Source organism: Mycobacterium ostraviense (assembly GCF_002705925.1).
Lineage (GTDB): Bacteria > Actinomycetota > Actinomycetes > Mycobacteriales > Mycobacteriaceae > Mycobacterium > Mycobacterium ostraviense.
Genome location: NZ_NKRE01000001.1, coordinates 3,017,002 through 3,043,535, shown reverse-complemented (window position 1 = coordinate 3,043,535; position 26,534 = coordinate 3,017,002). Strand labels below are relative to the sequence as shown.

Genomic DNA, 26,534 nt, shown 5'->3' with positions numbered 1-26,534 from the left:
AAAGAAAGAGAGAAAGTAGTCCAGCATGGCAGAGATGAAGACCGATGCCGCTACCCTCGCGCAGGAGGCAGGTAACTTCGAGCGGATCTCCGGTGACATGAAGACCCAGATCGACCAGGTCGAGTCAACCGCTGCTTCGCTGCAGGCCCAATGGCGTGGTGCGGCGGGCGCGGCGGCCCAGGCCGCGGTGGTGCGCTTCCAAGAGGCGGCCAACAAGCAAAAGGCGGAGCTCGAGGAAATTTCGACGAACATTCGTCAGGCCGGCGTCCAATACTCGAAGGCCGACGAGGAGCAGCAGCAGGCGCTGTCCTCACAAATGGGCTTCTGACCCCTAATTACCACGAAGAAACGGAGCAATAGGACATGACAGAGCAGCAGTGGAATTTCGCGGGCATCGAGGCCGCGGCCAGCGCAATTCAGGGGAATGTCACCAGCATTCATTCCCTTCTCGACGAGGGCAAGCAGTCTTTGACCAAACTGGCTGCGGCCTGGGGCGGTAGCGGTTCGGAGGCCTACCAGGGTGTCCAGCAAAAGTGGGACGCCACCGCTCAGGAGCTGAACAACGCGCTGCAGAACCTCTCGCGCACGATCAGCGAAGCCGGTCAGGCCATGGCCTCGACCGAGGGCAACGTGACGGGGATGTTCGCATAGGTAACCCCCTATTCGCGTACAATACCGAAGCACGAGATCGGGCGAGTTCAACCCTTTGGGGATCTCGCCCCTTCTCGTGCTTTGTCCTATTATTGGCGAACTTCTGAGAGGTTCTCATGCCGGCCGACTATGACAAACTCTTTCGGCCCGCTGAAGGTTCGGAGCCTCCAGAAGAAGAGGGCACGGAATCGTACTTCGATGCGAGTTCGCCGTATCCGCCGCCCGCCAAACCTAATGGCGACGCTCCCGCAACACCGATCGACTGGTCGCAGCCGTTTCCCCCGGCGGTGACCCCGCCTCCGGCATCGGTAGAGACGCCACCGCCACCGAAACCGCCGCTGCCCCCCATGCCGATCGGGGGACCCCCGCCGGCACCACCCGAACCACCACCGGCACCACCCGAACCACCGCGAGCCGCCGCCGAGCCGGCACCGGCCGGACCCAAGTCGCCACTGCCTCCGATGCCGATCGGGGGACCCCCAGCGGCACCACCCGAACCCCCAGAACCACCCGAACCCCCAGAACCACCATCGCGGGATAAGTCGGCGGGTGAACCGCCAGAACCACCACCGGCGGATAACCCGGCTGCCGCCGAACCGGCACCGGCGACGCCGATCAGCGAAGCCGTCCCTGCCGGGGCCACGTCGCCACTGCCGCCGATGCCGATCGGCGGACCCCCGCCGGCACCACCCGAACCCCCGCCGGCACCACCCGAACCACCCGTCCCACCATCGGTACGACCGCAAGTCTCCGCCGAACCACCGACGCCGCCCAAACCCCCGGAAACTGCACCGCCCGGCAAACCGATGTCCGCCGCTGAACCGCCGGCCGACAAGCAGCCCTCGGCCGAACCGCCACCGGCACCGCCCGCACCCAAACCACCAGTAGCACCGATGCCGATGGGCGCGCCGCCGACGCCAGCACCACCACGACCCGAACCCCCGCACCGCGCCGGCCCACCGCCACCGGCCACGACTTGGCGATCACCCTCCCCCCAAGCAGCACCACAACCATCGCGGTCCGCCATCCAACCGGTTGCGGCCGCCCCGAAACCACCCCAGCCTCCTACCGCGCCGACTCGGCCGGTTGCGACCGAGGCGTCACCACCTAGCGTTCGGGCCGGCGAGAATCAGCAACCGTCCCCCGCGCAACCGCAGTCCGATGCGCCCCGGCATTCGCGACACGCCCGCAAGGGTCACCGCTATCGGCCCGAACCGGACGACGACGAGGCGCCGTCGGGAGCTGGTGCCGCCCTTCCGCAACGCCCGTCGACAGACGAGACGCAACCGGCGTCCAGGGTCGGACCGGGATCCGCGTTCGCGTGGTTACCGCAAGGTCACTCCGATGTCGATCGTCCGTCGGAGGCCGCGCCTGCCGCGGCCGCTCCTCCTACCGAAACCCATCCCGAACCCACCGGCGGCCGTCGCGCCCGGCGGCGCGCCGATCAGGCCGCTGACGCGACACCAACAACCGCGCTGCCTCCGTCCCGGCTGGCGCCCACTCGGGCTCAGCCCCCTGGCCCGGTGCGCGCTCAACCGCCGCACTCTCCCACCCAGGGTCAACCCCCAGCCGCTACGGCCCCGGCCAGGCCCCAGAGCCAGCCTGCTCCCGTCGATGGTCGTCGCGCCGGGAAGCCCGCGAAGCTGGTATCCAGACGAGGGTGGCGGCGTTGGGTGCACTCGGTCACTCGGATCAACTTCGGACTGTCACCCGACGAGAAATACGAACTGGGCCTGCGTAACCGGGTCAGCAGAAGACCTCGTGGCTCGTATCAGATCGCGGTGCTCGGCCTGAAGGGCGGTGCCGGCAAGACCACCACGACGGTCACGCTGGGCACGACACTGGCGCAGGTGCGGGGTGACCGGATCCTGGTGCTCGATGCGGATCCGGGCTGCGGAAACCTCGCCGACCGCGCCGGCCGTTCGTCACCCTCGTCGATCGCGGATCTCCTGGCCGACCCGGAGTTGTCGCACTACAACGACGTCCGCGCGCACACCAGCGTGAACGCCGCCAATCTCGAAATCCTGCCCGCTCAGGAATACACCACCGCACGCCGCGGGCTCAGCGGCGAGGACATGCGGGTCGCGGTCGACAGGGTATCCAGGTTCTACAACCTCGTCATTGCCGACTGCGGAGCCGGGCTCTTCGACCCGGTGACCCGCAGCGTACTGGAAACATCGTCGGCAATAGTGATCGTGACGAACGTATCGATCGACAGCGCTCGCCAAGCCGCAATTGCCCTGGAGTGGTTGCGTCACAACGGATATCAGGACCTTCTGAACCGCGCCTGCGTGGTCATCGACCACGTCTCGGTCGGAGAGACCAACGTCGCTGAAAAGCACGTGGTCCGGCAGTTCGAACAGCAGCTCCAACCCGGCCGGGTGGTGGTCTTACCGTGGGACAAGCACATCGCGACCGGCGGCGAAATTCACCTCGACCAGCTCGGCCCGGTCTACAAGCGACGAATCCTCGAGCTGGCAGCAGCTTTATCCGACGATTTTGAAAGGGCCGGACGCCGATGAGCGCACCTGCCGTTGCCGCCCCTGCCGTCGCCACGGGAACAACTCCGCCCAAACCCGCGACCACCCGGGTGACCATCCTGACCGGCAAACGGATGACGGACCTGGTGCTGCCCGCGGCGGCGCCCATGGAAACCTATATCGACGACACCGTCGCGGTGCTGGCCGATCTGCTGGAAGACACCCCGCCCGACGTCTTGGCCGGCTTCGACTTTTCCGCGCAGGGCGTGTGGGCCTTCGCCCGGCCCGGCTTCCCGCCGCTGAGACTGGATCAATCGCTCGACGAAGCCGGAGTGGTCGACGGCTCATTGCTCACCCTGGTGACCGTGAGCCGCACCGAGCGGTATCGGCCGCTCGTCGAAGACGTCATCGACGCGATAGCGGTGCTTGACGAATCGCCGGAGTTCGACCGCTCGGCCCTGGATCGCTTCGTTTACGTGGCAATACCGGTGATGACCCTGCCGATCACCGCGGTCGCCGTTCGGGCGTGGTGGGCCACCGGCCGCAGCCCGTTCTGGCCGCTGGCGATCGGCATCATCGGGGTAGCGGTTCTCGTGGGCTGCTTTGTCGCAACGCGCTTCTACCAGAAAATCGGCCTGTCCGAGAGCCTGCTGCTCACGGCCTACCAACCGCTCACCGCCGCGGCCGCGATCGCCGTTCCGCTGCCGCGTGGAGTCAACTCGCTGGGAGCTCCGCAGCTCGCGGCTGCCGCCACGGCCGTGTTGTTCCTGACACTGATGACCCGCGGCGGTCCTCGGCGGCGTCATGAAGTGGCGTCGTTCGTCGCGATCACATCGATCGCGACCATTGCCGCCGCCGTCGCCTTCGGCTACGGCTACCAGCACTGGGTCCCTGCAGGCGCAATCGCATTCGGGCTGTTCATCGTCACGAATGCGGCCAAACTGACCGTCGCCGTCGCGCGGATTGCGCTACCGCCCATCCCCGTTCCGGGCGAAACCGTGGACAACGAGGAACTGCTCGATCCCGTCACCGCCCAGGACGCCACCAACGAGGAAACTCCGACCTGGCAGGCCATCATCGCGTCGGCGCCGGCGTCCGCCGCACGTCTGACCGAGCGCAGCAAACTGGCCAAGCAGCTGCTCATCGGCTACGTCACGGCCGGGACGCTGGTGCTTGCCGGCGGTTCGATCGCGGTGGTGGTGCACGGACACTTCTTCGTGCACAGCCTGGTGGTGGCGGGCCTGATCACCGTGATCTGTGGGTTCCGGTCGCGGCTGTACGCAGACCGGTGGTGTGCGTGGGCAATGCTGGCGGCGGCCGTCGTCATCCCGACAGGCCTGGCCGTCAAGCTCAGCCTCTGGTATCCGCACGACGCCTGGCTGATGCTGACCATTTATCTCGCCACTGCCGTGGTGGCTCTGATCGTGGTGGGAGCGACGGCTCAGGTTCGTCGGGTCTCGCCGGTGATGAAGCGGATTCTGGAATTGATCGACGGCGCAATGGTGGCATCCATCGTTCCCCTGCTGCTATGGATCACCAGTGTCTATGACACGGTGCGGAATATCCGCTTCTGAGCTGTCGGCATGCGTTTTTATGCACGGCACTGGTGGCTCAAATTGGCGCGATTGGCGTTATGTGATGTCGGGTAAAATTTGCTCGATGGGTAATCTACAGAAGGGATTTTGCGATGGCTGAACCACTGGCCGTCGATCCCGCCCGCCTGATTGCCGCTGGAAGCAAACTCGCCGAACTCGTTTTCCCGACGCTTCCGGCACCAATCGCGGCGACCGGATCCGATCCGTTATCGGCAGCGATCAACGAGACGATGCCGGGCATCGAATCATTGGTTTCCGACGGGTTGCCCGGCGTCAGTGCCGCTCTCAAGCGGACAGCAACCAGCATGTCCACCGCGGCTGACATCTATAGCAAAGCCGATCAGTCGCTGGGCGACGCGTTGACGCAGTACCAATTCGACTCCGACGGCCAACAGCGCGAAGGCAGCGGGGTGGCCGGTGCCGCGGCCAGCCTGACGGGACAGTCAGCCCAATCGCTGGGCGCTCCCGCCGCGCAACTGCTGGGTGCGCCAGCCGCGCAACTGCTGGGTGCGCCCGCGGGTGCGGTGTCGCAGCTCGGCCAGGCGGTAAGTGCCCAGGCCGAGGCGCTGTCGCCGCGGGTGGCTGCTACCGTGCCGCAGGTCGTCCAGCTGGCCCCACAAGCCGGTCAGATGGCGCAGCAAGCATCGCCGATCGCACAGACCATCAGCCAGTCGGCGCAGCAGGCGGGCTCACAAGGTTCGCAAGGCGCCGGCGCGTCGCCCGCCCAGCTCGCCTCCGACACCAAGCCGGAGCAGCAGGGGCAGCTCGTCGATGACACCAAGAAAGACGAGGACAAAGACGACGAAGACAGCGCCGCGGCCGGCGCGGCCACGTTGGTCAGCGCTCCCGTCCACGCAGCGCCCGGCGGCAACGCGTCGGCGGGCTCGGTCGCGGCACCCGTCTAACCGGCGGGCACCGCTTTCGCCGAGATCTACGTAAGCGTGACGTCCACTCGAACTTTAACTTTAACTTTTCCGCGCTCAGGTAGATCTCGGCGTCGCCGCCGGCCCCGCCCCGGGGCCGATGTACCCCCGGGGGGCAGCCAGGGTTCAGGATGCCGCGGTCAGGGCGCTGTCGAGCAAACCGGTGACATATCGCCAGTACAGCCAATCCTCGACTGCAGGGCGCTGGGCCTCTGCGTCGGCCGCGCCGTATGCCTGGTGCAGGGCGATCTCCTGGCAGTGCCCGGCATAGGCGCGGAACGCCCGCAAGTGGGCCACCTCGCGGCCGGTGGCGCTGCTGGTCATCGGCTTCATCAGCTCGAACCACAGCATGTGCCGTTCGTCGTCCGGAGGGTTGGCATCGGCCGGGGCCGGCGGCAACAGGCCCAGCAACTGCAGGTCCTCGGTCTCGGCCAGCTGGGCCGCCGCCGAAGGATCCACCACCTCCAGCCGGGAGCGCCCGGTCATCTTGCCGCTGTCTGGGATGTCGTCCGCTTCCAGGATGATCTTGGCCACGCCGGGATCGGAGTTGGCCAATTGCTCCGCGGTTCCGATCACCGCCCGCAGCTTCAGGTCGTGAAACGCGGCCCATCCCTGCACGGCGAGAATCGGATAGGTGGCGAATTGGGCCTTTTCGTCCGCCGGAATGGCGTGGTCGGCACTGGCCATGAACACGTTCGCGGGCAATTGCACGTGGTCGGGTATGTACGCCAGGCCGTAACTGTTGGCCACCACGATTTCGCCGTCGGTGGTCACCGCCGTAACCCAGAAGAACCCGTAATCCCCCTCGTCACGGACGTCGGGCGCATTCAATGCCGCTGCGATGCGACGCGCCAACCGCAGCGGGTCGGCCTTGCCGCGGCGGGCACCGGATGCCGCGGCAATGGCATCGCGCGCCGCCCGCGCCGCCGAAACCGGCACCGACGGCAACACCGTGAGGTCGTCGGCCGACTCAGGCTTTTCCTTCTCGGGCGCCTCGGGCGGCGGCGCCGGTCGCGCTGGAGGCGCTATACGCGCCGACGCTGCGCGTGGAGTCGCTGCTGCCGGTGCCCTGCCGGCCGGGCCCAACGGCGCCCGCCCGGTGGCAGCACGCGAGCCCGCACTTGACGTGGCACCCTGCCCGGTGCTCGGGCTGGCCCCCGCTGACGCCGCGGGAGCGGCGGTCCCGCCGGACATTCCGCGAGCGGCAGCCGGCATCCCGCCTGCGGCTGCGGGTGCCATCGGCTGTGACGACGACCCATCGTCGCCATGCGACGGGCCCGACGGAGCCGTCGGTTGCGCGGACGGCATCGACGGCGCCTCCGTCGCGGCTGCCGGCTTCACATGAGCGGGCTCGGTCGACGGAGTATGGGGCGTCGACGGGGTTCCCGGATCGCTCGGCATCGACGGCTGGCTCGGTGATGGCGACGGGCCCACCGGGGCCGGTTGCGGGCTCGGCGCCGGCGCCGGCGCGGGAGTCGGTGAAACGGGAGTGGATGGGCCCGGGGCCGGCGCCGGGGCCGGGGCGGGATTGACCGGAGCGACTGGGCTGGCCGGCTGCTCCGGTTTCGGCTCGACCGGGTTAACCGGGGTGACCGGCTTAGCCGGCTTGCCCGGTGTCACCGGTGGGATCGGGGTCACCGGCTTGCCCGGGGTCACCGGGGGAACCGGCCTGGGGGTGACGGGAGTAACCGGTACGCCGGGGGTTACCGGTTTGCCCGGCGTTACCGGCGGGGCCGGCCGCGGGTTGACCGGAGTAACCGGTGCACCAGGTGTCACCGGCTTGTGCGGGTTGACCGGTGTCGGTTCGAAGGGCTTCGGCGCCGGGGGCGCGGGAGCAGGCTTGCCCGGAGTTGGTACCGCCAACGATGGCACCTCAGGGGTGGGAGGCGTTACCTGGTGGAGCAGATCCTGGAGCGCGTTGTGCGGCGGCTTCCAGTTCCTGGACGCCGAGACTCGCTCGGCGGCTTCCGCCACCAGGCTGGCATTGGCGCTGTGCGTGGCGCGCACCAACGACTCGATAGCGGCCTTGCGCGCGTCGGCATCCATGTCGCGGTCGTTTTCCAGGGCGATTATTTCCCGTTGCGCCCCGTCCACGTTGTTGCCGATATCCGCCTTTGCCTGGGCTATCAACCCGCCAATATGGCGGTGCCAGGTGATCACCGTTACCAGGTAATCCTGCAGCGTGCTCATCTGGCTGAGGTTTGCCCCCAGGGCACCGTTGGCGGCATTGGCCGCCCCACCGGTCCAGACACCGCCGTCGAACACCTCGACCTGCTGGTGGCGGCAGGCATCCATCACGTCGGTGAACTGGTGCAACACCCGGTTGTACTGCTGCGCCCGGTCGTAGAAGGTGTCCTCATCGGCTTCCGGCCACCCGCTCGGCTCGAGCATCTGCCCGGCATACTCTCCTATCGGCCTCGGAATGCCCATCGCCTACTCTCCTCCCAACAGCCGCCAGGCCGCAGCGACGAGACCTGCCGGGTAGGTACCCGCAGTGGATCGTTCGACCGGCGCGCACGCTGCACAGCCGCGGCGCCGGCTTTGATGCGGCAACAGCCGATGAGCGGTACCGGACGTCATGGTTAACAAGCCTAACCGAGGTTAAGACCAGCTAGATGCGGCAATTTGGGATCGGGACGGCCGCCGAATCCGGCGCCGCGCGGACGTCGGCAACCCTGGCATGGTGATCGCTGCATCGCTCGAACCGCGATGGGACGGGACGCGCGCAGCACGGCGCGAGACGGCATCGGAACGCGCCGGAATGGGCCGGCCGGACGCTGACCGTCAGCGTCCGGGCCGTCACCGACGCGGCTGAGAACCGAGCTAGATCAGCCCTTTGTTCATCGTGTCCGACAAGGCGGACAGGACCGCGACCAATTGCTCGCCCGCCGCGTCGTTGTAAGCCGTCGCCGCGGACTGTGCGTTCATCAGCGCTTCGTTGACCCGCGCCCCGACGACCTCCGCGCCCACTTGCTTCAGCAGGCCCTCCTCGATACGGACCCCGGTGAGCCATTGGTGTCCGTTGATCGTCACCTCGACGGTCTCGGTCTCGTCAGTGCCCCGGAAAGATCCGGTGTTCATCTGATTGAGCGTCCCATCGAGGGCCGTTTGGAACCGTGCCGCCAGCGCTAACGTCTGGGCGACATGCGGGTCCATTTCCATGCTGGTCACTTCGACTCCTTGCTGTCTTGACGACGACGGTTACCGATGACGGCCTCGGTCCACGCCCGGTCCTCGGTGTATAGCGCCTCGTCGTCTTGCTGGGCGCCCTTGGACTTGGAGCTTCCCTGGCCCTGGCCGTGTGCCCCCATCGGCATGCCCATGCCGCCCCCGCCCATCCCACTGCCCGCGGCGGCCTTCCCTTGAGCCGCGCCGGCGATGTCGCCCGCGGCAGCCGGCCGCACCGAGTCGGCGCCCGCCAGACCCGCCGGCTCACCCAGCGGTGCCCCACCGATACCTCCGCCGCCTCCGCCGCCGCCCAGCGACATCGGCTTCATCCCCGGCTCCTTCGACAGGTTCGCCGCCGCCTGGTGAGCGGCAGACGTCAGTTCTGCGCTGGTGCCGGCCGGCATGCCGCCACCAGCCCCGCCGGCCGGGGCCATCGGCGCCATCGGCATCCCGGTCATGGGAGTTCCGCCCGAGCCGCCGGTGACCGCCTGCATTACATTGCTGGGGATCAAACCCTGCGGCTGAGCGGGCGGCGGTGGATCGATCTTGATAGCGGCCGGAGGCTTGGGCGGATTCACCGGCTCCAGGCTCGCCTTGGTGTTGTACTCGGAAAGCACCTGCTCCGACTTTTGCTGATATTCGGCGTAGAGCTTGATGGCTTGATCTTTGTACGCGGGGTCTTTGGACAGCTCCTCGAGCTTTGCGATGTCCGCTGACGAGGGGTGGGACCGAATCGCCCACACTTGCAGCTGCGCGATGTACTGAGCTTGCTTGGCTAGCGCAGCACTCAATTTGGCCATGTGGAGTATCCACTCCCGTTGTTGATCCAGCGAGGCCTCACACGCCGTAGCCGCGTCACCTTCCCAATTGTCAAAGGCCCGGAACCTTTTGACATCCCCTTGCAACGCAAAGTTGTAGTCGTTCCACGCGTTCGCGAAATCGATGAGCGATCGGCCTTGATCTCCGGATTCGAGCTTCAGTGCCGCAGTCTTGAGATCGGTGAAGTCGGGATCACCCGCGGACGCGACCGTCGGCGTGTCTTGCAGCCCAGCCGAGCTGTCTCCGCCGGCGCCGCCGGCGGACTGGGCCTCCACAGTTCCGCTGCCATCGCTGTTCAGGGCGGTCGCGGACTCGCTATCAACTTCGCCATACGCCTTGGCCGCGTTGCGCAGCGAGGTCGCCAGCTTCTGCCGCTCCTTGGCGCCAGCCGCCAGGAACTCCCGCATGTTCTCCGCCGATAACGCGAGCTGTTGGGCCGCATTCTTGGCCGCCGTCAGCGCACATGGTGAATTGGGCACATCGGTGGGCGGAACCTTGCCCGGGGGCAATGGGGCCTCCACCTCGTTGGCCCTGGTCAGAATTTCTTGTTGATCCACCGTCACGGTTTGCGGCTGGCTCATCTCGGATCATCCTCCTTAGTGCTACAGCCATTATCGTCTCTGATGCGCGCGGTTCCTGCACCAAAAATTTCGGCCGTCCCCGGGCTTGCCGACACTGTTCTACCTTGGCAGCGCCATCTGGTAGCGACTCTCTTCCGGCGGGGAAACCCGCCGGATCGGCAACTCCCGATGCCGCGGAGTGCTGATGAGGTTGTGCCGCAGGATCACCTTGTCGACACCGGAATGCGGGCCGAGATAGGTCGTCGCGTTTGGCCACGCGATCTTGGCGACCGGACCGATGTGCGCGCCGATCAGGCTGGCGAATTGCTCGAAGTGCGGACCAACCGTCACAATTCCGCCGGCGGCGGCCGAACGCACGGCGAACTGCGTGAAGGTCTGGGCGTCGCCGAGGTTGATGCTCGCGTCCACGTCGTCGAACGGCATATATACCGGGTACCGGTTTACTGTCTGGCCGACCAGCACACCGGCCGATCCGATCGGCAGCTGGCAGTGATGATTCGGGACGAGGTTCTGCCCCTGCAAGGCGGGCCGCTGGCCGCCGTAGAGGCGGGAGAATCCGCGCGGCGTCTTCGGCTTGCCCACCGTGGTCAGCAGCACCGTGGATTGCGGCGGCATCCCGGGAGCGATGCGGACCCTGGTGACGGTGTGGTCGGCGCGCGCCGACCACCACAAGTCCGGGCCGCCGGGTGCGGTGTAGGCCGCGGTGTAGGCGTCGCGGCCTTTGATCATCGACCACTTCTCCCGCACATAGCCGATGTCAATGGCGTGGTCGTAATCGTCGAAACTGCGCCCGCACACCGCGTCGACGCCATTGCTGGCCAGGCTGTCGGCGATGCGCGTGGCCGAAGCCACCAGATAGCGGGCCAGTCCGGCCACCCCCGCATCGCGCCGCTGCGCCGACCTGTGCGTGCGTTCGGGGTTGGCCCGCAACATGATCCACGTCCGCCGGCTCGCGGGGGCCGGATCAGCCCCGATCACCTGCTGGTAGAGGTTCACCACATCCAGCGAGGCGGTGTTGCCGACACGGTAGCCTGCCGACACGACGTCTGCTTCCAAGTCGGGGCAGTGCACCGACAGCAGCTCCTCCAACAGTCTGGTGTCCAAGACGTCGTCGGTGTGGGCTTGCCCGTCGACGATGACCGTTGGGGTGAACGGTCGCGGCTTGAGTTCGATGACAGCGATCAGGCACTCGCGTCGCCACCGCACCGCGACGTGGTCCCCGGGTTTGACGGTGGCACCGACGACTGGCTCGGACGGAACGTCGGGCGGCTTGCGGCGCCGGCGCAGCCACGCGAACATCGTTGCGACCCAGCCGGTTACCCGACGTCCGAAGAAGGTGACCGTGGCCACTATGGTGGCCACCGCAACTATCGCTATGCCCACCCACCAGTAGCGCGTGTGCAGGAACAGCATGATGGTGGGCGGGCCCAGCACCGCGACGACCAACGTGTGACCGGTGCTGAACCGTAACCGTATCGGACTGAATGGATTCCTCATCGGCGCCTCAGCGCCCGCGCGCTCAGTCCGCCGAGTGCCAGCGCCAGCGTCAGGCCCAGAACCGACAGCGCCACGATGGTGATCGGCCGACGATCCGGGCCGGGTTCCACCACGGGCGGTGGAATTCGTCTGACGTTGAACGGGGCCGACGCGGGTCCCGGCGGAATGTCCCACGTCAACGCCGCCACCGCATTGATCACGCCGGCGCCGACGAGGTTGTCGACTCCGCCTCCCGGATGTCGCGCGGTGGCGGTGATCCGGTTGATCACCTGCACCGGGGTCAGCTCCGGGAACCGCTGCCGCACCAGGGCCGCCAGACCCGAGACGTACGCAGCGGCAAACGAGGTGCCGGCGATCGGGACCGGCCCCTCGCGGCCCGGTAGGGCGTTCACCGGCTCGCCACGGTCGCCGAGGGCGACGATGTTCTCCGCTGGGGCCGCCACGCCCACCCACGGTCCATGCATCGAGAAGGAGCTGGGCACACCGCTTTCGCCGATGCCACCGACGGTCAGCACCAAGGGCGCGTACCACGCAGGCGTGACGACCGTCTGGACCTTGTTCCAGCCACGTGCGTCGCCGGGGGCCGACGCGTCCGGCAGCGGGTTCTGGGCGCAGTCGCCACCGGTGTTGCCGGCCGCGACGACCACCACGGCGTTCTTGACGTTGACCGCGTAGTTGATCGCCGCGCCCAGGCTGATTTCGTCGATGGGACGGGTCACCTTGTAACAGGCCGCTTCACTGATGTTGATCACACCGACACCCAGATTGGCCGCATGCACGACCGCGCGGGCAAGGCTGCGGATGGACCCGGCCGCCGGGGTGGCGTTGGGGTCGTTGGGATTGGGTTGGGTGCCAACTGGTTCGAAGGCCTCGGACGTCTGGCGCAACGAAAGCAGCCGGGCATCGGGTGCGACGCCGACGAACCCGTCGGTGGGCGCCGGCCGGCCGGCGATGATCGAGGCGGTCAGCGTCCCGTGCGCGTCGCAGTCGGACAGGCCGTCGCCGGCCTGGTCGACGAAGTCGCCGCCCGGTTCCGCCGGCACCCGTGGCGACGCGTCGACACCGGTGTCGATCACCGCCACCGTCACCCCGGCTCCGGTTGCGAACTTGTGCGCCTCCGAGACGCCGAGATAGGCGTTGCTCCACGGCGGATCGTGAAAGCTCGAATCCGGCAAGGTGGTAGGACTCGAGCACAGGACGCGCTGCTCGGTGGGCTGGTCGGGACCGGTCACGTCGGGCGGCACCGCACCGGGGTCGATCGACGGTGGATTGATTGCCAACGCGGGCGGCGCGTTGAGCAACGCCAGCACCACCGCCGTCAGCAAGATCCGGTGCACCCCGGAATCACTCCGTTCATTGAGCCGCGTTGCCGACCTGGCATTTGCGTGTCAGGTCTGCGTGCATTTTAGACGTAACGGCTGCGTAAACAACGCTTTTCCCGCCGGGGCCGGGTCACGGTTTGCTACCAGACAATGGCGGACATGTCGCGGTTGTCCGAACACACGCTGCGCACCGCGGCTTGGATGTCGGCGGCCGTGATGATCTGCAGATCCTGAACCGACACCGGTTGGCCGGCCCGCTTTTGGGCGACCACTCGAGTGTCGCGGAAGCCTTCGGCGCGTTCGATGACGTTGCGGGCAAACCGGCCGTTTTGCATGGCGTCGATACCGTGCTGTCCACCGGGAGTGGTGTAGTTGCGGATGGTGGAGGCCGCGTCCAGAAATGTCTGGCGCGCGCCGTCGTCGAGCAGGCTGGCGCGCGGCGTGGCGTAGCGCTGCCCGATCTCGACGATCTCGGCCGGCGAATAGGACTCGAACCGCAACTTGCGGTTGAACCGGCCGGCCAAACCCGGGTTGACGGACAGGAATTCGTCGACTTGGTCTTCGTAGCCGGCACCGATGAAGCAGAAGTCGAAACGGTGCGCTTCCAGCGCCACCAGCAGTTGGTTGACGGCCTCCATGCCGATCATGTCCGGGGTGCCGTCCTGATGGCGTTCCACCAGGGAGTAGAACTCGTCCATGAAAATGATTCGGCCAAGCGACTTTTCGATCAGTTCGTTGGTTTTCGGCCCGGACTCACCGATGTAGTGTCCGCAGAAATCGGAGCGGCGGACCTCCCGAATTTCGGGATGGCGCACGATTCCCATGCCGGCATAGATCTTTCCCAACGCTTCGGCGGTGGTGGTCTTACCGGTGCCCGGCGGCCCGACCAGCAACATATGGTTGGTCTGCCCCTCGACGGGCAGACCGTGTTCCAGCCGCATGGTGCGCACTTCGAGCTGGTCTTCCAGCGCCGCCACCGCCTGCTTCACCGCGGCCAGACCGACCTGCCTGGCCAGCAGTTCGCGGCCCTCGGCCAGCAGCTCGGCCCTGCGCTCGGCCGCGTCGTCGTCGTCGAGTTGGTCGCGGCTTTTCGCCGTCGCGGGATCCCACTTGTCGGTGCGGCTGGCGATGGTCTGCTCGTCGGTCACGACCAGGCGGAGCTTCGGGTCCGCCAGCGCTTCCTTGGCCGGTTCGGTCAGCACACCGTTGATGGTCGCTTTGGACAGCCAGATCCGAGCCTTTTCGTCGTCGTGCAGCTGGCGGTACACCATTCCGCGCACGTACGCCAGATCCGCAACCAGCAGCGGAATGTCGGCCGGGCCAATGGATGCGGTCAGCACATGGGAATCGAAGCGGGCCGATGACTTGTTGTGCCCGATCACATCGACACGGTCCAACCAGTCCAGGGCGACGTGGCCCTGCCCCAAGTGGGCTGCGGCATGCGCGGCCAGCGCACAAATCGAGGCCGTTACCGCAGACATGACGATCGCCTGCGGGGGCAGTTCCTCGGCGGCGGTCAACAACACATCAGGCCAACGCTGCGTGACGAACATCAAGAATGCGCGGGCCAGCTGATGCCACTGGTGGTTGCGCCACGAATCCAACAGTTCGCGGTTGGCTAACAGTGCGTCGGCCTCGGCGTACTCCCCGGCGATGGTCAGAGCGGACGACAGAGCCAGCCCCACCTGCGATGCGTCGGTCACCGTGATGCCGACGTAGGGACCCAGCTGGATGTCGGCGGAGAGCGTCCGGCCGATCCGCGTGGTTTCGCGGTGCAGCCAATCGCTGTTGGTGTGGAGCTGTCTGAGCGACGTCAGGTCATGGTCGCCACAGGCGATGCGGCCCAGCCATGCGTCAGCCATCGACGGGTCGGCGTCGGTGGCGGCGACGAACTCGGGTAACGCGGCCGCAGGTCCTTGGCTGCTCTTGATCGCCATCGCTCGATCGAAATGCCTACGGGCAGTGAGCAAATCACCCATCGTGTCTACCATCCTCGACAGCGGGGCGGTACTCGTCCCCGATGTGGGAAGCCCGCCTCATCACGTTGTGCCGCAACGTTGATCGAGTCACTGCGTAGCAATCGACATCGTGACCGGCTCGAGGCTGACGTAACGGTTCTCGGCGCGGAACATCTCCATCTCCACCAGCCAATGCTGGCCTGCCGCAGTGACTTTGACCATAGCACGGTCGACTTGCTCGATGGTGACCTCGAATCCGTGCCGATGCCCCTCGGGCAGCGCGGTACCGGCCGGCGCGATGGTGATCACGCTGGCCGGCCGCGGTGTGGGCGCAATTGCGACATCGCCGATATCGTTGCCGCCGCCTTCGGATATGCTGTCCCCGTATCTCTTCCGCCGTCCCACGTATTCCACGACGCTGACTGTGGTGCGTGGCGCCGGCCGTGACGTTCCGACGATGCTGACTTCTGGCATCCGTACGCTGGCCCACCGCTCGTGGTCACGCGTGTGCACACAGACCCGCTCACCGGCACCGGCCGTACGGATCACGATCCGCTTGGCGATAGTGTCGTCAGCGGCCACGAACACCCGCGACAGCTCACCGGCATCGGTAACCGGGATCATCAGCCGATCGCCGTTGGGCAATTTGCCCACCAGCACACCAGACGGTCCGATCTCGCTGACCAGCTGCGCGGGCAACGCGCTGCGACGCAGGCCGCGCAGGTACGGGCGCGGGCCGCACATGTTGGCTGCCGCGGCTGCGGCCTGCTCTCCGTTGAGGCGGTGCAGGATCACGCTGGGCGGGGTTGGGGCCTGTCTCTTATACACATCTCCGAGCCCACGAGACAAGGATGTGTATAAGAGACAGGGGTGGGGGTACGCACCGTGACGGTCGCGGTGCAGGTCGCGTCGGGATATACCGTCACGTTCTGGATGACCTCGTCGGCGCGCAGGGTCCATGCCTGGGTAAGAACCCGCGACGAAATCGCCTCGGCCGGGTACGCATATGTGGTCATCCAGCCCAATTCTCCGCGGATGGCTTTCCACCGCTGCGCGCTGCCGGCTACCGCGTCCGAGCCCAATCGGCGATCCAGCTCGACCAGGTCGGTGGCGGTCGCCACCTTGGCGCGCAGACCTTGGCAGCGCAACGAGCCGGCGATGCGCTGAGCGAACGAAATTGCCGCAGCCCCAACGCTGGTGCGCCACCGCAATGCCTGGGCGTTGTCGATGATCGGCAGCCGCATGATCAGCCAGGTTTCGCGTCGACCCGCATAGGGTGGGGTGCCGATCTCTGAGTCGTACACCCGCGGGTAGTCCCCGACGGTGCCGGTTCGGGATCCGAATGTGACGACGCTGATCGAATCGAGCTGCAGTCCCAGCGGATGCTGCAACAGCGGCAGCAGCTCCACGATATCGATGATGTTGTCGGTTTCGACGGTCACCGAGCCGGTCACCGTGGTTGCGCGATGCGCTCGGCCAAGCAGTTGCACCGCCACCACCGCGGTACCGTCTTCGACCCGAACCCCACCACCAGACCGGTTGTTGGCCACCGTAATTGGGGCGTCCCAACTGATCGGGCGCCGGCCCCGCAACCCCAGCACAGCCCATGACCACGCCGGCTGGCCCCACCACCGGACGAACACCACCGAGATGCCCACCGCCAGGGCGATTCCCGCGCCGACGTAGCCCCCCACCGCCCAACCCGCCAATGCGAGCCCGAATACCACCCAGACTCCGACCACCCGCCTAACACTGACCGGATCGAACCCGGTCAGTGTCGGCCTCATCGCGCCCTCCGCAGCCGGGACGCGACTGCCGCCACTAGGACGCCGGCGGCGACTGCGCCGACGAATCCGATGGCGATGTTGCGCGCCCGGTGATCCGGAGGCGGGGGCGGCGGTGCGGGGGTGATTACCCGGCTCTGGGATCCTGGGGCCAGCCGTTCACCGGCGGGAATGTTGAACGTCAACGCGGCGACGGGATCGACCAGCCCGTATCCCACTCGGTTATCGACCCCCGCTGGTGGGTTGTGCGCCGACTGCAGGATCCGGTTGATCACTTGGTGCGCGCTCAGATCGGGAAACTTGGCCCGTACCAGCGCCGCCACGCCGCTGACGTAGGCCGCCGAGAAGCTGGTGCCCCAAAACGGCATGTTCTTCTCACCCGGGCGCGACGGTGGATAAGCGTTGACCGGTCCACCGCCTTGGGGCGATAAACCCATGATGTGGGTTCCCGGCGCCGCCACGCCAACCCATGGGCCCGACATGCTCTTGTCGAGGGGGGCGCCACTGGCATCGACGGCGCCGACCGACAGCACGTAGTCGGAGAACCACGACGGCGAGGAGACGACCTTGACCTGGTGCCAGTCCCGCGGATCCGACGGGTCCAGCGGGTCATACATCGGGTTGTTGTCGCAGCCGGCTTCCCCGTCGTTGCCGGCTGCGGCGACGATCACCGCATCCTTGACAGTGGCCGCGTACCACAGTGCGGCGCCCAGCGCCCGCTGATCGGCGGGGGCGACCGCCGGTAGGCATGCGGTGACCGAAATGTTGATCACTTTGGCGCCCATGTTGGCCGCATGCACCACCGCGCGCGCCACCGTATTGAGCGTGCCGGCTTTCACTCTTTCGTCGGAGTTGGGATCCGCCGGTGGCGGGTTGACCGGCTCGAAGGCTCGCGAGGACTGGCGGATCGAGATGATGGTTGCGTGCGGGGCAACCCCCACCACCCCGTCCGGAGCGCCCGGCGGTAGCGGCGGCATCGCCGGTTCGTCCTCGGTCTGCGGATCTGGCGGCCCATTGGAGGGCGCCATTGCGCCCGCTTCATCAGGCGGCGGCGGTGGTGGCGGCGGAACCGTTTGGGTGATCGTCACCGGTGTCGGCGGCGGCGGCGGAAGCACGGGCGGCGGGACCTCTACCGGCGGCGCCGGTGCGGCGATGACCGGCGGCGGCCCCGCCGGCGGGGGAAATGCCGGACTGGCCGGCATGGGTCGCGGCATGGGTGAAATACCTTGCGGTGCAGCGGCGATGATCGAGCTCACCACCGTGCCATGCGCGTCACAGTCGGACAAGCCGTCCTCGCCCATGATGTAGTCACCACCGGGTACCACCGGCAATCGGGGGTTGGGGGTGACGCCGGTGTCGATGACGGCGACGGCCACTCCGTTGCCGGTGCTGTATTGCCACGCCTTACTGATGTTGAGCAGGTTGAAGCCCGGTGCCAGCTGCGCCACGTCAGGGTTCTTCACGGTGATCGGGGCTGAACAGCTATTGGAGCGACGCATCGGTTGGTCGGGACGGGGCGGTCCGTCTGGAGGTACCAGCGCCGGATCCACCGATGGTGGTGGGATGGCTTGCGCGGCAGGAAGGTCGGTCCAGATGGCCACCAGCGCGATAGCGACGCTCGCCGCCGCGCCACGCAAGCACCGTCGGCTCAGTGACGAATCCATGCGAACAGCCCCCCCAGAGCCGCGGCCGCCGGCAAGAACACGATCATCGCCAGCACTTCCAGCCATTCCACGGTCAGCCGGATGAGCGGCCGGAACCTTAGCGCGGGCACCAAAAGCGCTGCGGCCAAACCCAATGCGGCAAACACCACCAGCGCCAGGACAGGGCAGAAAAGTCCGGCCTGGACATCTCGTGGTGCTGCGACAGCGTACTTGACGACGCCCGCGCATACCGCAGCCGACGCTCCCAATACCAAGGCAACCGCTTGGTATTTCGCGGCGAATCCGCGGCCCTGGGTGATGAAGATCCCTACTGCCAGACCGGCCACCAGAAGCGCCAACCAATCCCACGGGTCCCCCGGCGTCAACACCCCCCACACCGCGACGGGAAGCACCAGCGACACCCCGGTGCACACACCTACCTGCACCGCATTGACCAGCCGCGCCGAAGCGGCGATCGCTGCGCCGCGCGCGGAGATGTCGGTGAGTTCGTTGTCCTCGTCCTCGGTGTCGGCCTCGCTGACCGGAGACACGGTGTCGACGGGCATCCCCTCACGGCGCGCGAAAAGGTCGCGGCCCGTGATCGATCCGAAGTGTGGGGGCCGTACCCGCGCTACCCATAGCGCGATGGTGGGGGTCATCCTGACCAGGACCAGCAGGCCGACCAGCACCCAAATCGCCAGCACCTGCACCGAAGCCGGCCGAAACATCCGGATCACCGCCACCACGGCCAGGATCCCGGACACCGTCACCACGGCGGTGACAACCGCGGTCTGCCAACGCTTTTGGGTCACTACACCAATCGCGACCGCGCCGAGAAGTACCACGACGACCCCGATCAGCCCGTGCGGCGCGCCGAGCGAACCCGGCGGCGCACACGCACTGGCGACGGCCAGCAACACCACCGCCAGCCAGCCGAAGCCACTGAACAGGTCGCGCCGCTCCCGCCAGCCCCACCACACCACCGCCGCGCCTACCACCAGCAAGGCGCCGATCCCACCAGCCACCGCAGCCGGAACCAGGCTGTCGGTGAAAGTTCGGGTCCGCAACGCCAGCGCTACCACAACGCCAACCGCCATGGCGATGATGGCTATCGCCGTGTGGGCAGCTGTCAGGGGAGTTACCGGGGCAAACATCCGATCTCCGCCGTCACGGCCCAGCCACTTACCCATGGCCGCCAATCCCGTCGACAGCGACTCATATTGCGGCTCGAACGACTCGCCGGCCACCCGCGGCACCAGGACCAGCGTGTCACCGTCTTGAACCCCGAGCTCGTCGAGGCTCTTGTTGATGTCCAGTCGGACACCGTTGATCTTGTGCAGCTCGTAACTGCCCGCCGGTAGCGCAACACCGTCGAAGCCCTTACGCTTCAGATCGGCGTCGAACAGCTCGACCATTCCCTCGAAGAATCCCTCCACTGGAATTCCGGCGGGAAACACCTGCGAGCTCAGATGCTTGTCGTAGCAAATGTTGACCGCGCACCGTGCCGGGAATGCGACCTTATGCGGGGACGTCACGGCGCGGCCCGCTCGGCGTCGGGAACATATTTGTCGGCCAGGCCCGCGGTAATTTCAAAAAGCCGTAACCGCGACTTTTTCTTCAGCTCGTGGACCGTGTCGATAATCCCACCTTTGGCCAGGTGCGGGTCAAACGGCATCACTTCCACTGTCGCGCCGACCTTGGTAAACCGCTCCGTCAGGTACGCCAGCGCGTCTTTGTCGGTGATGTTGTCGGTGTGATTAATGATTACCGTGCTTCGCGAGACCAGCTCGTGATAGCCCTGCGACCTGAGGTAGTCCACCGCCCTCAACACCGGCCGGGACCGGTCCGCGGTAATGCCGGAGACGAACACCAGGGTGTCGGTGTTCTGCAGCACCGGTTTCATGACATCGTGCTCGAGGTCGGGGGCGGTGTCGACAATGATGACGGTGTGGGTTCGCCGTAGCCGCGACAACACCCCCGAGAACATCGCCGGAACCAGCGGTCGGGGTTGGTCCGAGGTGCGGTTTCCGGCCAGTACGTCCAATCCCACGGTGTTTTGCCCTAGGTGTTCGCGAATGTCCGCATAGCCCTGGACATCCGTGTCGTTGATGATGGCGGCGTAATCTCCCGGCGGCGACTCGTCGATGCGATCGGCCAGCGTGCCGAAGCCGGGAACCGCGTCGATCGCAATCACGTTCTCCGGCCGGCATTCGCGGAACACACCGCCGATGCAGGCGGCCATCGTGGTTACCCCGACGCCTCCTTTGCCGGAAACCACGGTGATCACATATTGCCGACGAATATGCCTGCGGATGCGCGCCTGTAAATCGCGGTAGTGTCGTTCCCGGGGCGATTCTCCTGGGTTAATTTTGTGAAACGACGCGGCATAAACGAATTTCCGCCAGCCCGACCCTGGAGGAATTTTCCGGGGGGCCGCCAGATCGGTAATACGCATAGTGTCGGATACCGAATCCCGAAAGTGGCGCCGAACTGATGGATCCCCCCGTCCGAGCGCTCCTTCGTCTGACATATTCGGGTCATTCCAAGGGCTTGTCACGACGGCGATGCTAACACGATTCGTGATTCCACGTTTACCTCGCGCAGTTGCCTCGCACCTGCGGCAACGCGCCATTCCGTGTCACTGTTATTCACACCACACGCCGGTAGGAGTACCACTCGTCACCGGCGGGCAAGCGGCGGATGAGGCGCTGCACCGCACCACCGATGTCGCCTCGCGAACCAGGCGAGAGCACTTGGTAGCGTCGCTGCCCGGACATCACGTTTTCCACGCAGATGCGACCGGCCGGGGTGTCGATGATGGTTACCGCGGTATCACCGATGAGGAGGCGCGCTGTCTTCTCCGGCCCGATACCAGCTTGAAGACCCACAATTGCCGCGTGTGCAGACCGCGAGGGATCGGCGGCCATGGTTAGCATCTGCAACTGGTCGACGTCCAGACGCTGGCTGACCAAGAAGGAACGCAAACTGGTGGGGTCGCGCACCGATTCCAGCAATGCATCGGCATCCACGGTGACCGGCCGCAACGGCGCCGCTTCGGCGACGCCGCACAACTGTTCGATCTGACCCACGACAAGTTCACCGGCCACCGTCTCGTTACTGGCCATGCCGGCGGGGTACAGCCGCACCAGTTTGCCATGGCGTTCAAGAACGACCCACCAAGTGGCGAATCGGCAGATGGCTGCCCGCGTCGGCTCGCTGCCGGGCACGTTGATGATCAGGAGTAAGCCCAAGTCGCGTCGCAAGAGCACGGTGAGCCATTCGCGGATCATGGGATCGGCGTTGCCTGATTCGTCGAGCGCTCCCGCGGCTTTGAGATCGGCAGCCACCGGATGCTGCAGTGCCCGTTCGGCAGTATCAAGCCGCGGCAGCAAGGGCCGCAGACCGAGTTCCGGGCAGATCTGTTCCACCCCGGTTACCGCTTGTAGCACCCACAGCCCGTCGACCGTCGTCGTCAGCATGGCGCCTTCACCTCAATGTAGAAACAGAAGGTGGGGCATACGCGCAGCATCGCGCGTTTGCCCCACCCCACTGGGAACCCGTGTCACAACGGATACATTCGGTACCCGCCGGCGTCGGTGGAACTAGAACAACCCCGAGATCGCTTGATCAGTCCCGATCGCATTGTCCAACACGTGGCTGGTCGTGGTTCCGTGCTGACCCACCGTCTCGATGAGACCCTGAAGCCCAGAAAGCATCTGTGCTTGAGCATCGAAGAACCCTTGCGCACCGTGGCCCGCGAAGAATTCCTGCAGCGCATTCGTCTTGTTGGCGGTGTCTTCGTGAATCTCGTGCAGCTGCCCGGCGCGCGAGCCTACATCCGTCGCGAAATCGGATACCGCTGCCGGGTTATAAGTGATCTGATCTGCCATGGTCAAGTTCCTTTCCGAAGGGTGTTATGCAGGGAGGCGGGTAGGTCAGGAACCGTGGCCGCCGCCGAAGAGGGCTTGGAACGCGTGCTGTGAGTCCGCTTCGTGCGATTCCATCAGGGCCGCGGCTTGTGTCAGGCCTTCAGCCAGCCGGGTGCCTCCCGTCAGGACCTTGTTCAACTCGTTTGCGACCTCGGTAGCGGTCGCGTGGGAAGCAACCACCCCAGCACCGGACCAGGTCGCCGGGTTCATCACGTTCTCTTGGTTGGCCAGGTAGCCCTGAGCTATGGCCATCGCGTGCTCCATGTTTGCCTGGATGTCATGGGCGGTGCTGCGCAGCATCTGCGGTGTTACTTGAATAGTGCCGTCTGCCATGGGGATTTTCTCCTAACTAAAGTGAGCTGTTTCGCCCCCTATCGGGGCATGAAGCGAAGTGTATGGCTGCTATTCAGAGCTGTCGATTCACCCTCTGCGCCAGTTCGGGTCATCGCGGTCGTCGACCACCCGCACGGTCGCCGGCTGCTCGGACTTGCTGTGCGATCCGCGGTGGCCTCCGGCAGCATGACCCACGGGCATGCCGCCCATGGGCGCGCCGCTCATCGTCGTTGTCGTCGGCGAACGTAAGGCTTCGGCGCCCAGCGCCCCGCTTGGCCGCAGTCCCACCGGTCGACCGCTGCTTCCCGACTCAAACGCACTGACCGGACGGGTGAAGCTGGTAGCGGACATGCCAGCGCCCCCCAGAGAGGCGCTCCCGCCCCCGGCGCCAACCGACGCCTCGGTCGCCGCGGCCCCCGCAGCGGCCGAAGCCGCCGAAGCCCCGGGCGCCGCGCCGCCCATGCCGAGAGCGCCGGGACTGGCGAACATGCCCATCATCGACTGCAAGGGCTGCAGGGCGCTCATCGGCGCCTGCATCAGCCCGGAAGGAGCCTGCAAAGCTTGAGGAACCGCTTGCATCATCGACTGGACCGGTTGCATGAACGTGCCGATTTGGTTGCCAAAGTTCTCGCCGGCCGACGTTGACTGCCCGGCGCCGGTTGTTCCCGCCTGCACCCCTTGATAGGCGGACCGCATGCCGTCCCCGGCCGCGGCTTCCGCAGCAGCCTGCCCGACAGCCGAAGCCGCCTGGGCCGGTGCCGCCGGTGACGCACCCATGGTCGCGACCGGCGGCGGAGTGGCCAGGCTTTCCGCCAGCCCCGCCAGGATGCCGCCGTAGGTTGCGCCCACCGCCGAGTTGTTGGGCCACATCACCCCGAAGTACTCGACATCAAGCGAGACGATTCGCGGTGTCAGTGCCCCCCAGACAAGCGGATTGATGTGGTTATCGACCGTCCACTCGTCACGGTTCTCCATGCACTCCGGAGCCGGGCGCATGGCACTGTTGGCCATCTCGAACGCCGCTATCGCCGCCGACACCACCGCCGGTTTGACGTCGACCCAGCCGGCTAAGCCGTGCAGGGAGGCATTGAGCATGGTCACGTTGAGCGCCGAGGCCGCCGAGCCGAGGCCAAGCCAGCTCGCCGCGGTTGCGGCGGTGTTGATCGCTGACGCGATACCCGAGGCGTGGTGGCTGGCACCTACAGTGGTCCACGCCGTTTGGTTCGCCACATGCGTGGAGATTCCGGTTCCCGCCTTCAGCAGCAGGTCGTTGGCCTCAGGTGTACGCGCAGCCCATCCTGGATCGGGCATCCCGGACTTAACCCAGTGCCGATGCCGCTGCGCGTGCCACCTCGGTGGCGTCAGACACCCCCGCCGCCAAGCCTTGGGCTCCTGCGAACAATCCGCGCTGGGCGGCGTGCTCGGCGACCACACCCAGGTAGCTGCCTCCGCAGGCGTTCAGTGCCGCCGAGAACATCGCGGAGTCCGGATCGTCGCCCATCGGGGTCGTCCCGAGCAGCGCCGGTGCTGCCGCGGAGGCCGCCGCCTCGGTTTCCGCGCTGATCGCCGACTCGGCGGCTGCCGATGCCAGAACTGCCTCTGGTTGCACAGACCAAACCATGTTCACCCTCCGAATGTGGTCTCGCGATGAGACGTGTTGGTTGGTCAGTCTAGTGCGAGTCGGCGGATGATGTATTCACAAGTTGGCTGTGGGCATGATCTGCGGTTTTCAAGCTCGGCGGGCAAACGCTGCATACGTGCCGCCGCGGCAAACTGTAGGCCGGTCTGAGTCCCGCATTGACAATCCATAGTGGCCGTTGTGGTGGTCGGCCGACTCCGGCTCACAAGATGCCGGCCGATTGAGCCCATTTCGCGATCGATGGTCCGACGAGATACGCCGCGAACGGAAGCGTCGGCGATCGAAGCGAGGACACCGATCGATGGGCACACGCAGCCAGATGTTGTCCGAGCTATCTCGCCGTTCTGCCAAAACGACTACTTCTTGTCTCGCGGTAGCCTGCAGCCGGTATAGCCGGAGACTACGAGGTTGCCCCGATAGGCGACCTTGATGAATGTCCCGGTCGGACCGGAAAACCACACATCATGGTCACCGGGCTGGTCGCGTATGACCTGGACGTTGGTGGCGCCGATTCTGGCAGCGGCTACCCGGGCCGCCTCCACAATCTTGGTCCAGGCGAGGTCGGAGACCGAGACCCGGGCGGCAACTGCATCTGGCAGAAAATATCGCTTGCCGTCAGTTTGTTCGTAAGGTTGCTGGCAATTACCGGTAGAGCCTTGGTCAAGCGTTTCCCAGGTGATCGACGGAATAATCTTGCTTGCAGCCGCGGTGATCTCGTTCATGACGTCCTGCACCTGAACTTTGGTTTCCTCGAAGGAGGGCAAGGCCTTGAGTTCAGCGAGAGCCTGAGCTGCCGCGCTCGGCGGGGTCGGTGTATCTGGATTTTCCACGTGACATCCTGTTGCTGCTAGCGCGATTGCGGTCATCACGGCGCATAGAAGGCCGTTGCGTCCCCGGTCGAGGTGTGTGTTCATCTGGCCGTATTCACCGGATAGCCTTGTCGCCCAGGCCCGCAACTATCGCAGCGATGTTGTACCCGGTGGTGCGGGGCAGGCTGTTGTTGCCCTGGCGCGGGTAGTCGCTATGCCCGTGCGCTCCCTCCAAACTCAGAGTCCCGCCGTGCCCATCGGACACGGTGGCCGGACCAGTGGCCAGGTGAGTGAAGTTAGGGTTAGTAGCCGGATTGGGTCCGAAGTCTCCCGTGCCGGTGGCGTCGGCGCCGAACCCGAGAAGCTGAGCCAGCCCGGATGGCAGGGTGTGCACGATGCCTTTGCTGTCGTAGGTCCACTGGATCGGATCGTCAGGGGTTTCCATGGCGTAGACATGTCCGGTGTTCAGATGCAGTTGCTGCGGCGTGGACGCTTCGATTCCTGGCGAGCCGTAGCAGAGGGCGTCGCTGACGCCGTGATTGCCGGGTTCTTGTAGGGCCAGCCCTGTAGTCAGCGAGCCGTAGGAGTGCCCGATCGCCGTCAGAAGAGCGGGGGCGCCCTGGTGAGCAACACCCAACCCGTCATAAAAGCGGGCCAAATCGTGAGCGCCGGGCTTTGCGACGTCGTCGTGGCTGACACCCCAGATTCCCGCAATAGAAGCACCGACATCATCCCAGCCGGGAACCTGCGGTGCGTCGTAGCCAATCCACGCAATCGCTGACACCGAATCGTGCTCGTGTCCCGGGTTGAACCTCAATTGCCGCAGAGCCTCAGTCCTGAGGTTCGTCGCTTCCTCAGTCATGCCGCCGATACTGCCGTGCACGGTGGTGTTCAGCCCTGGCGCGGTCACCGATACGTGCGTGGCCGTGTCAGGGTCCCCGACCGCGATGGCCGCCCTGGCCTGACGGCCGTTCTTGGTGTCTAGAAGCAGCAGTTTCCTATCTGGACTGTCCTTGACGGCTCGATCGACCGCCTGTAGATCCGGCAGGTACTTGGCTTGGTTCCGCGCAGTGTCATATTGGCGTTGCCAGGCCTCGTAGGCGAGGCGATCGTCGAAAATCGCACCCGGCGTGTAACGGTGAGGGATGTTCTTCCCCGCCGCCCAGTCGGGGTGCTGGGCCCGCAATGCGTCGGCCTGGGCAACGTAGGATTGGGAGCGCCTCAGTTCCTCGGCAAGCGTTAGCCGGTTGTAGTGGTCCCGATCGACTGCTGGCATCCCATCATGGTTGCCGACGTTGTGGTCTTGTGCTTCCCCCGGTTTCTCGGAGACTTCCGAACCAGGTTTGATCTTGAGAGCCTGGAGGAAGGAAGTGTGCAGTGGCAGCGAACAGGAAGTATCCGGC

At 66.1% G+C, this 26,534-nt stretch carries 21 protein-coding genes and 1 pseudogene; 5 read left to right on the top strand and 17 right to left on the bottom strand.

All coding sequences use genetic code 11. The features are described 5' to 3' along the window. The first annotated feature begins 25 nt into the window (after positions 1–25). From CDN38_RS13910 to CDN38_RS13890, 5 genes are all read left to right on the top strand, one after another. Positions 26–328: a WXG100 family type VII secretion target gene (locus tag CDN38_RS13910; RefSeq protein WP_036416839.1), complete on the top strand. Its 303-nt coding sequence runs from the start codon at positions 26–28 to the stop codon at positions 326–328. Positions 329–363: 35 nt separating this feature from the next. Continuing rightward, positions 364–651 (top strand): type VII secretion system ESX-1 WXG100 family target ESAT-6, encoded by a 288-nt coding sequence (gene esxA, locus CDN38_RS13905; RefSeq protein WP_023368930.1) that lies wholly within the window; start codon positions 364–366, stop codon positions 649–651. 116 nt (positions 652–767) lie between these two features. After that, positions 768–3,173: a MinD/ParA family ATP-binding protein gene (locus tag CDN38_RS33015; protein WP_099319010.1), complete on the top strand. Its 2,406-nt coding sequence runs from the start codon at positions 768–770 to the stop codon at positions 3,171–3,173. Next, positions 3,170–4,705, top strand: a complete 1,536-nt coding sequence (eccD, locus tag CDN38_RS13895) for a type VII secretion integral membrane protein EccD (RefSeq protein WP_075513333.1) — start codon at positions 3,170–3,172, stop codon at positions 4,703–4,705. The genes CDN38_RS33015 and eccD (CDN38_RS13895) overlap by 4 nt, the downstream gene beginning before the upstream one ends. Positions 4,706–4,818: 113 nt before the next feature. After that, on the top strand, positions 4,819–5,631 hold the full coding sequence (locus CDN38_RS13890; RefSeq protein ID WP_075513332.1) for a hypothetical protein: 813 nt from the start codon (positions 4,819–4,821) through the stop codon (positions 5,629–5,631). Between the two features lie 144 nt (positions 5,632–5,775). Here the strand turns inward: CDN38_RS13890 and CDN38_RS13885 are convergent, their stop codons facing one another. From CDN38_RS13885 to CDN38_RS13805, 17 genes and pseudogenes are all read right to left on the bottom strand, one after another. Next, complete coding sequence (locus CDN38_RS13885) at positions 5,776–8,079, bottom strand: EspK C-terminal domain-containing protein (protein ID WP_099319009.1); 2,304 nt, start codon at positions 8,077–8,079, stop codon at positions 5,776–5,778. Positions 8,080–8,472: 393 nt separating this feature from the next. Beyond that, a complete protein-coding gene (locus tag CDN38_RS13880; RefSeq protein WP_036395221.1) occupies positions 8,473–8,811 on the bottom strand; it encodes a YbaB/EbfC family nucleoid-associated protein in 339 nt (112 codons plus the stop codon). Positions 8,812–8,816: 5 nt separating this feature from the next. Further along, a complete protein-coding gene (gene espB / locus CDN38_RS13875) occupies positions 8,817–10,217 on the bottom strand; it encodes an EspB family ESX-1 secretion system-associated protein (RefSeq protein ID WP_075513330.1) in 1,401 nt (466 codons plus the stop codon). Between the two features lie 99 nt (positions 10,218–10,316). Next, positions 10,317–11,714, bottom strand: a complete 1,398-nt coding sequence (eccE, locus tag CDN38_RS13870) for a type VII secretion protein EccE (RefSeq protein WP_075513329.1) — start codon at positions 11,712–11,714, stop codon at positions 10,317–10,319. Further along, the gene (mycP, locus tag CDN38_RS13865) at positions 11,711–13,051 is read right to left on the bottom strand and encodes a type VII secretion-associated serine protease mycosin (protein ID WP_075513328.1); all 1,341 of its coding nucleotides are present in this window, start codon (positions 13,049–13,051) and stop codon (positions 11,711–11,713) included. Before mycP (CDN38_RS13865) ends, eccE (CDN38_RS13870) begins: the two co-directional genes overlap by 4 nt. A 125-nt stretch (positions 13,052–13,176) precedes the next feature. Beyond that, positions 13,177–15,036, bottom strand: coding sequence for a type VII secretion AAA-ATPase EccA (gene eccA / locus CDN38_RS13860; protein ID WP_099319008.1), 1,860 nt, complete (start codon positions 15,034–15,036; stop codon positions 13,177–13,179). A 66-nt stretch (positions 15,037–15,102) separates the two neighbouring features. After that, positions 15,103–16,781 (bottom strand): annotated as a pseudogene (eccE, locus tag CDN38_RS13855) (type VII secretion protein EccE). Further along, positions 16,778–18,442: a type VII secretion-associated serine protease mycosin gene (gene mycP, locus CDN38_RS13850; RefSeq protein ID WP_075513325.1), complete on the bottom strand. Its 1,665-nt coding sequence runs from the start codon at positions 18,440–18,442 to the stop codon at positions 16,778–16,780. Before mycP (CDN38_RS13850) ends, eccE (CDN38_RS13855) begins: the two are co-directional and overlap by 4 nt. Beyond that, on the bottom strand, positions 18,427–19,956 hold the full coding sequence (gene eccD / locus CDN38_RS13845; RefSeq protein ID WP_082277404.1) for a type VII secretion integral membrane protein EccD: 1,530 nt from the start codon (positions 19,954–19,956) through the stop codon (positions 18,427–18,429). Before eccD (CDN38_RS13845) ends, mycP (CDN38_RS13850) begins: the two co-directional genes overlap by 16 nt. After that, positions 19,953–20,978 carry a MinD/ParA family ATP-binding protein gene (locus CDN38_RS13840; RefSeq protein WP_075513324.1) on the bottom strand — a complete coding sequence of 342 codons (1,026 nt, stop codon included), beginning with the start codon at positions 20,976–20,978 and terminating at the stop codon, positions 19,953–19,955. The genes eccD (CDN38_RS13845) and CDN38_RS13840 overlap by 4 nt, the downstream gene beginning before the upstream one ends. Positions 20,979–21,069: 91 nt before the next feature. Continuing rightward, positions 21,070–21,900: an ESX secretion-associated protein EspG gene (locus CDN38_RS13835; protein ID WP_075513323.1), complete on the bottom strand. Its 831-nt coding sequence runs from the start codon at positions 21,898–21,900 to the stop codon at positions 21,070–21,072. 123 nt (positions 21,901–22,023) lie between these two features. Beyond that, complete coding sequence (locus CDN38_RS13830) at positions 22,024–22,311, bottom strand: WXG100 family type VII secretion target (RefSeq protein WP_036418860.1); 288 nt, start codon at positions 22,309–22,311, stop codon at positions 22,024–22,026. Between the two features lie 45 nt (positions 22,312–22,356). Beyond that, positions 22,357–22,683 (bottom strand): WXG100 family type VII secretion target, encoded by a 327-nt coding sequence (locus CDN38_RS13825; protein WP_036418857.1) that lies wholly within the window; start codon positions 22,681–22,683, stop codon positions 22,357–22,359. 87 nt (positions 22,684–22,770) lie between these two features. Beyond that, entirely contained in the window at positions 22,771–23,994 is a 1,224-nt protein-coding gene (locus CDN38_RS13820; RefSeq protein WP_099319007.1) for a PPE family protein, read from the bottom strand. Between the two features lie 7 nt (positions 23,995–24,001). Further along, positions 24,002–24,304 carry a PE domain-containing protein gene (locus CDN38_RS13815; protein WP_075513335.1) on the bottom strand — a complete coding sequence of 101 codons (303 nt, stop codon included), beginning with the start codon at positions 24,302–24,304 and terminating at the stop codon, positions 24,002–24,004. A 374-nt stretch (positions 24,305–24,678) separates the two neighbouring features. Next, the gene (locus CDN38_RS13810) at positions 24,679–25,152 is read right to left on the bottom strand and encodes an LppA family lipoprotein (RefSeq protein WP_075513321.1); all 474 of its coding nucleotides are present in this window, start codon (positions 25,150–25,152) and stop codon (positions 24,679–24,681) included. 94 nt (positions 25,153–25,246) lie between these two features. Continuing rightward, positions 25,247–26,534 (bottom strand): alpha/beta hydrolase (locus CDN38_RS13805; RefSeq protein ID WP_244307466.1); only part of this gene is annotated, 1,288 nt, incomplete at its 5' end.

Coding starts and splice junctions, on each gene's coding strand:
- CDN38_RS33015 (WP_099319010.1), top strand. CDS start 768: ATGCCGGCCGACTATGACAAACTCTTTCGGCCCGCTGAAGGTTCGGAG.
- CDN38_RS13820 (WP_099319007.1), bottom strand. CDS start 23,994: ATGCCCGATCCAGGATGGGCTGCGCGTACACCTGAGGCCAACGACCTG.
- mycP (WP_075513325.1), bottom strand. CDS start 18,442: ATGGATTCGTCACTGAGCCGACGGTGCTTGCGTGGCGCGGCGGCGAGC.
- eccE (WP_075513329.1), bottom strand. CDS start 11,714: ATGAGGAATCCATTCAGTCCGATACGGTTACGGTTCAGCACCGGTCAC.
- CDN38_RS13885 (WP_099319009.1), bottom strand. CDS start 8,079: ATGGGCATTCCGAGGCCGATAGGAGAGTATGCCGGGCAGATGCTCGAG.
- CDN38_RS13880 (WP_036395221.1), bottom strand. CDS start 8,811: ATGGAAATGGACCCGCATGTCGCCCAGACGTTAGCGCTGGCGGCACGG.
- CDN38_RS13825 (WP_036418857.1), bottom strand. CDS start 22,683: ATGGCAGACGGCACTATTCAAGTAACACCGCAGATGCTGCGCAGCACC.
- CDN38_RS13830 (WP_036418860.1), bottom strand. CDS start 22,311: ATGGCAGATCAGATCACTTATAACCCGGCAGCGGTATCCGATTTCGCG.
- CDN38_RS13835 (WP_075513323.1), bottom strand. CDS start 21,900: ATGCTGACGACGACGGTCGACGGGCTGTGGGTGCTACAAGCGGTAACC.
- CDN38_RS13890 (WP_075513332.1), top strand. CDS start 4,819: ATGGCTGAACCACTGGCCGTCGATCCCGCCCGCCTGATTGCCGCTGGA.
- espB (WP_075513330.1), bottom strand. CDS start 10,217: ATGAGCCAGCCGCAAACCGTGACGGTGGATCAACAAGAAATTCTGACC.
- CDN38_RS13910 (WP_036416839.1), top strand. CDS start 26: ATGGCAGAGATGAAGACCGATGCCGCTACCCTCGCGCAGGAGGCAGGT.
- CDN38_RS13815 (WP_075513335.1), bottom strand. CDS start 24,304: ATGGTTTGGTCTGTGCAACCAGAGGCAGTTCTGGCATCGGCAGCCGCC.
- eccD (WP_075513333.1), top strand. CDS start 3,170: ATGAGCGCACCTGCCGTTGCCGCCCCTGCCGTCGCCACGGGAACAACT.
- esxA (WP_023368930.1), top strand. CDS start 364: ATGACAGAGCAGCAGTGGAATTTCGCGGGCATCGAGGCCGCGGCCAGC.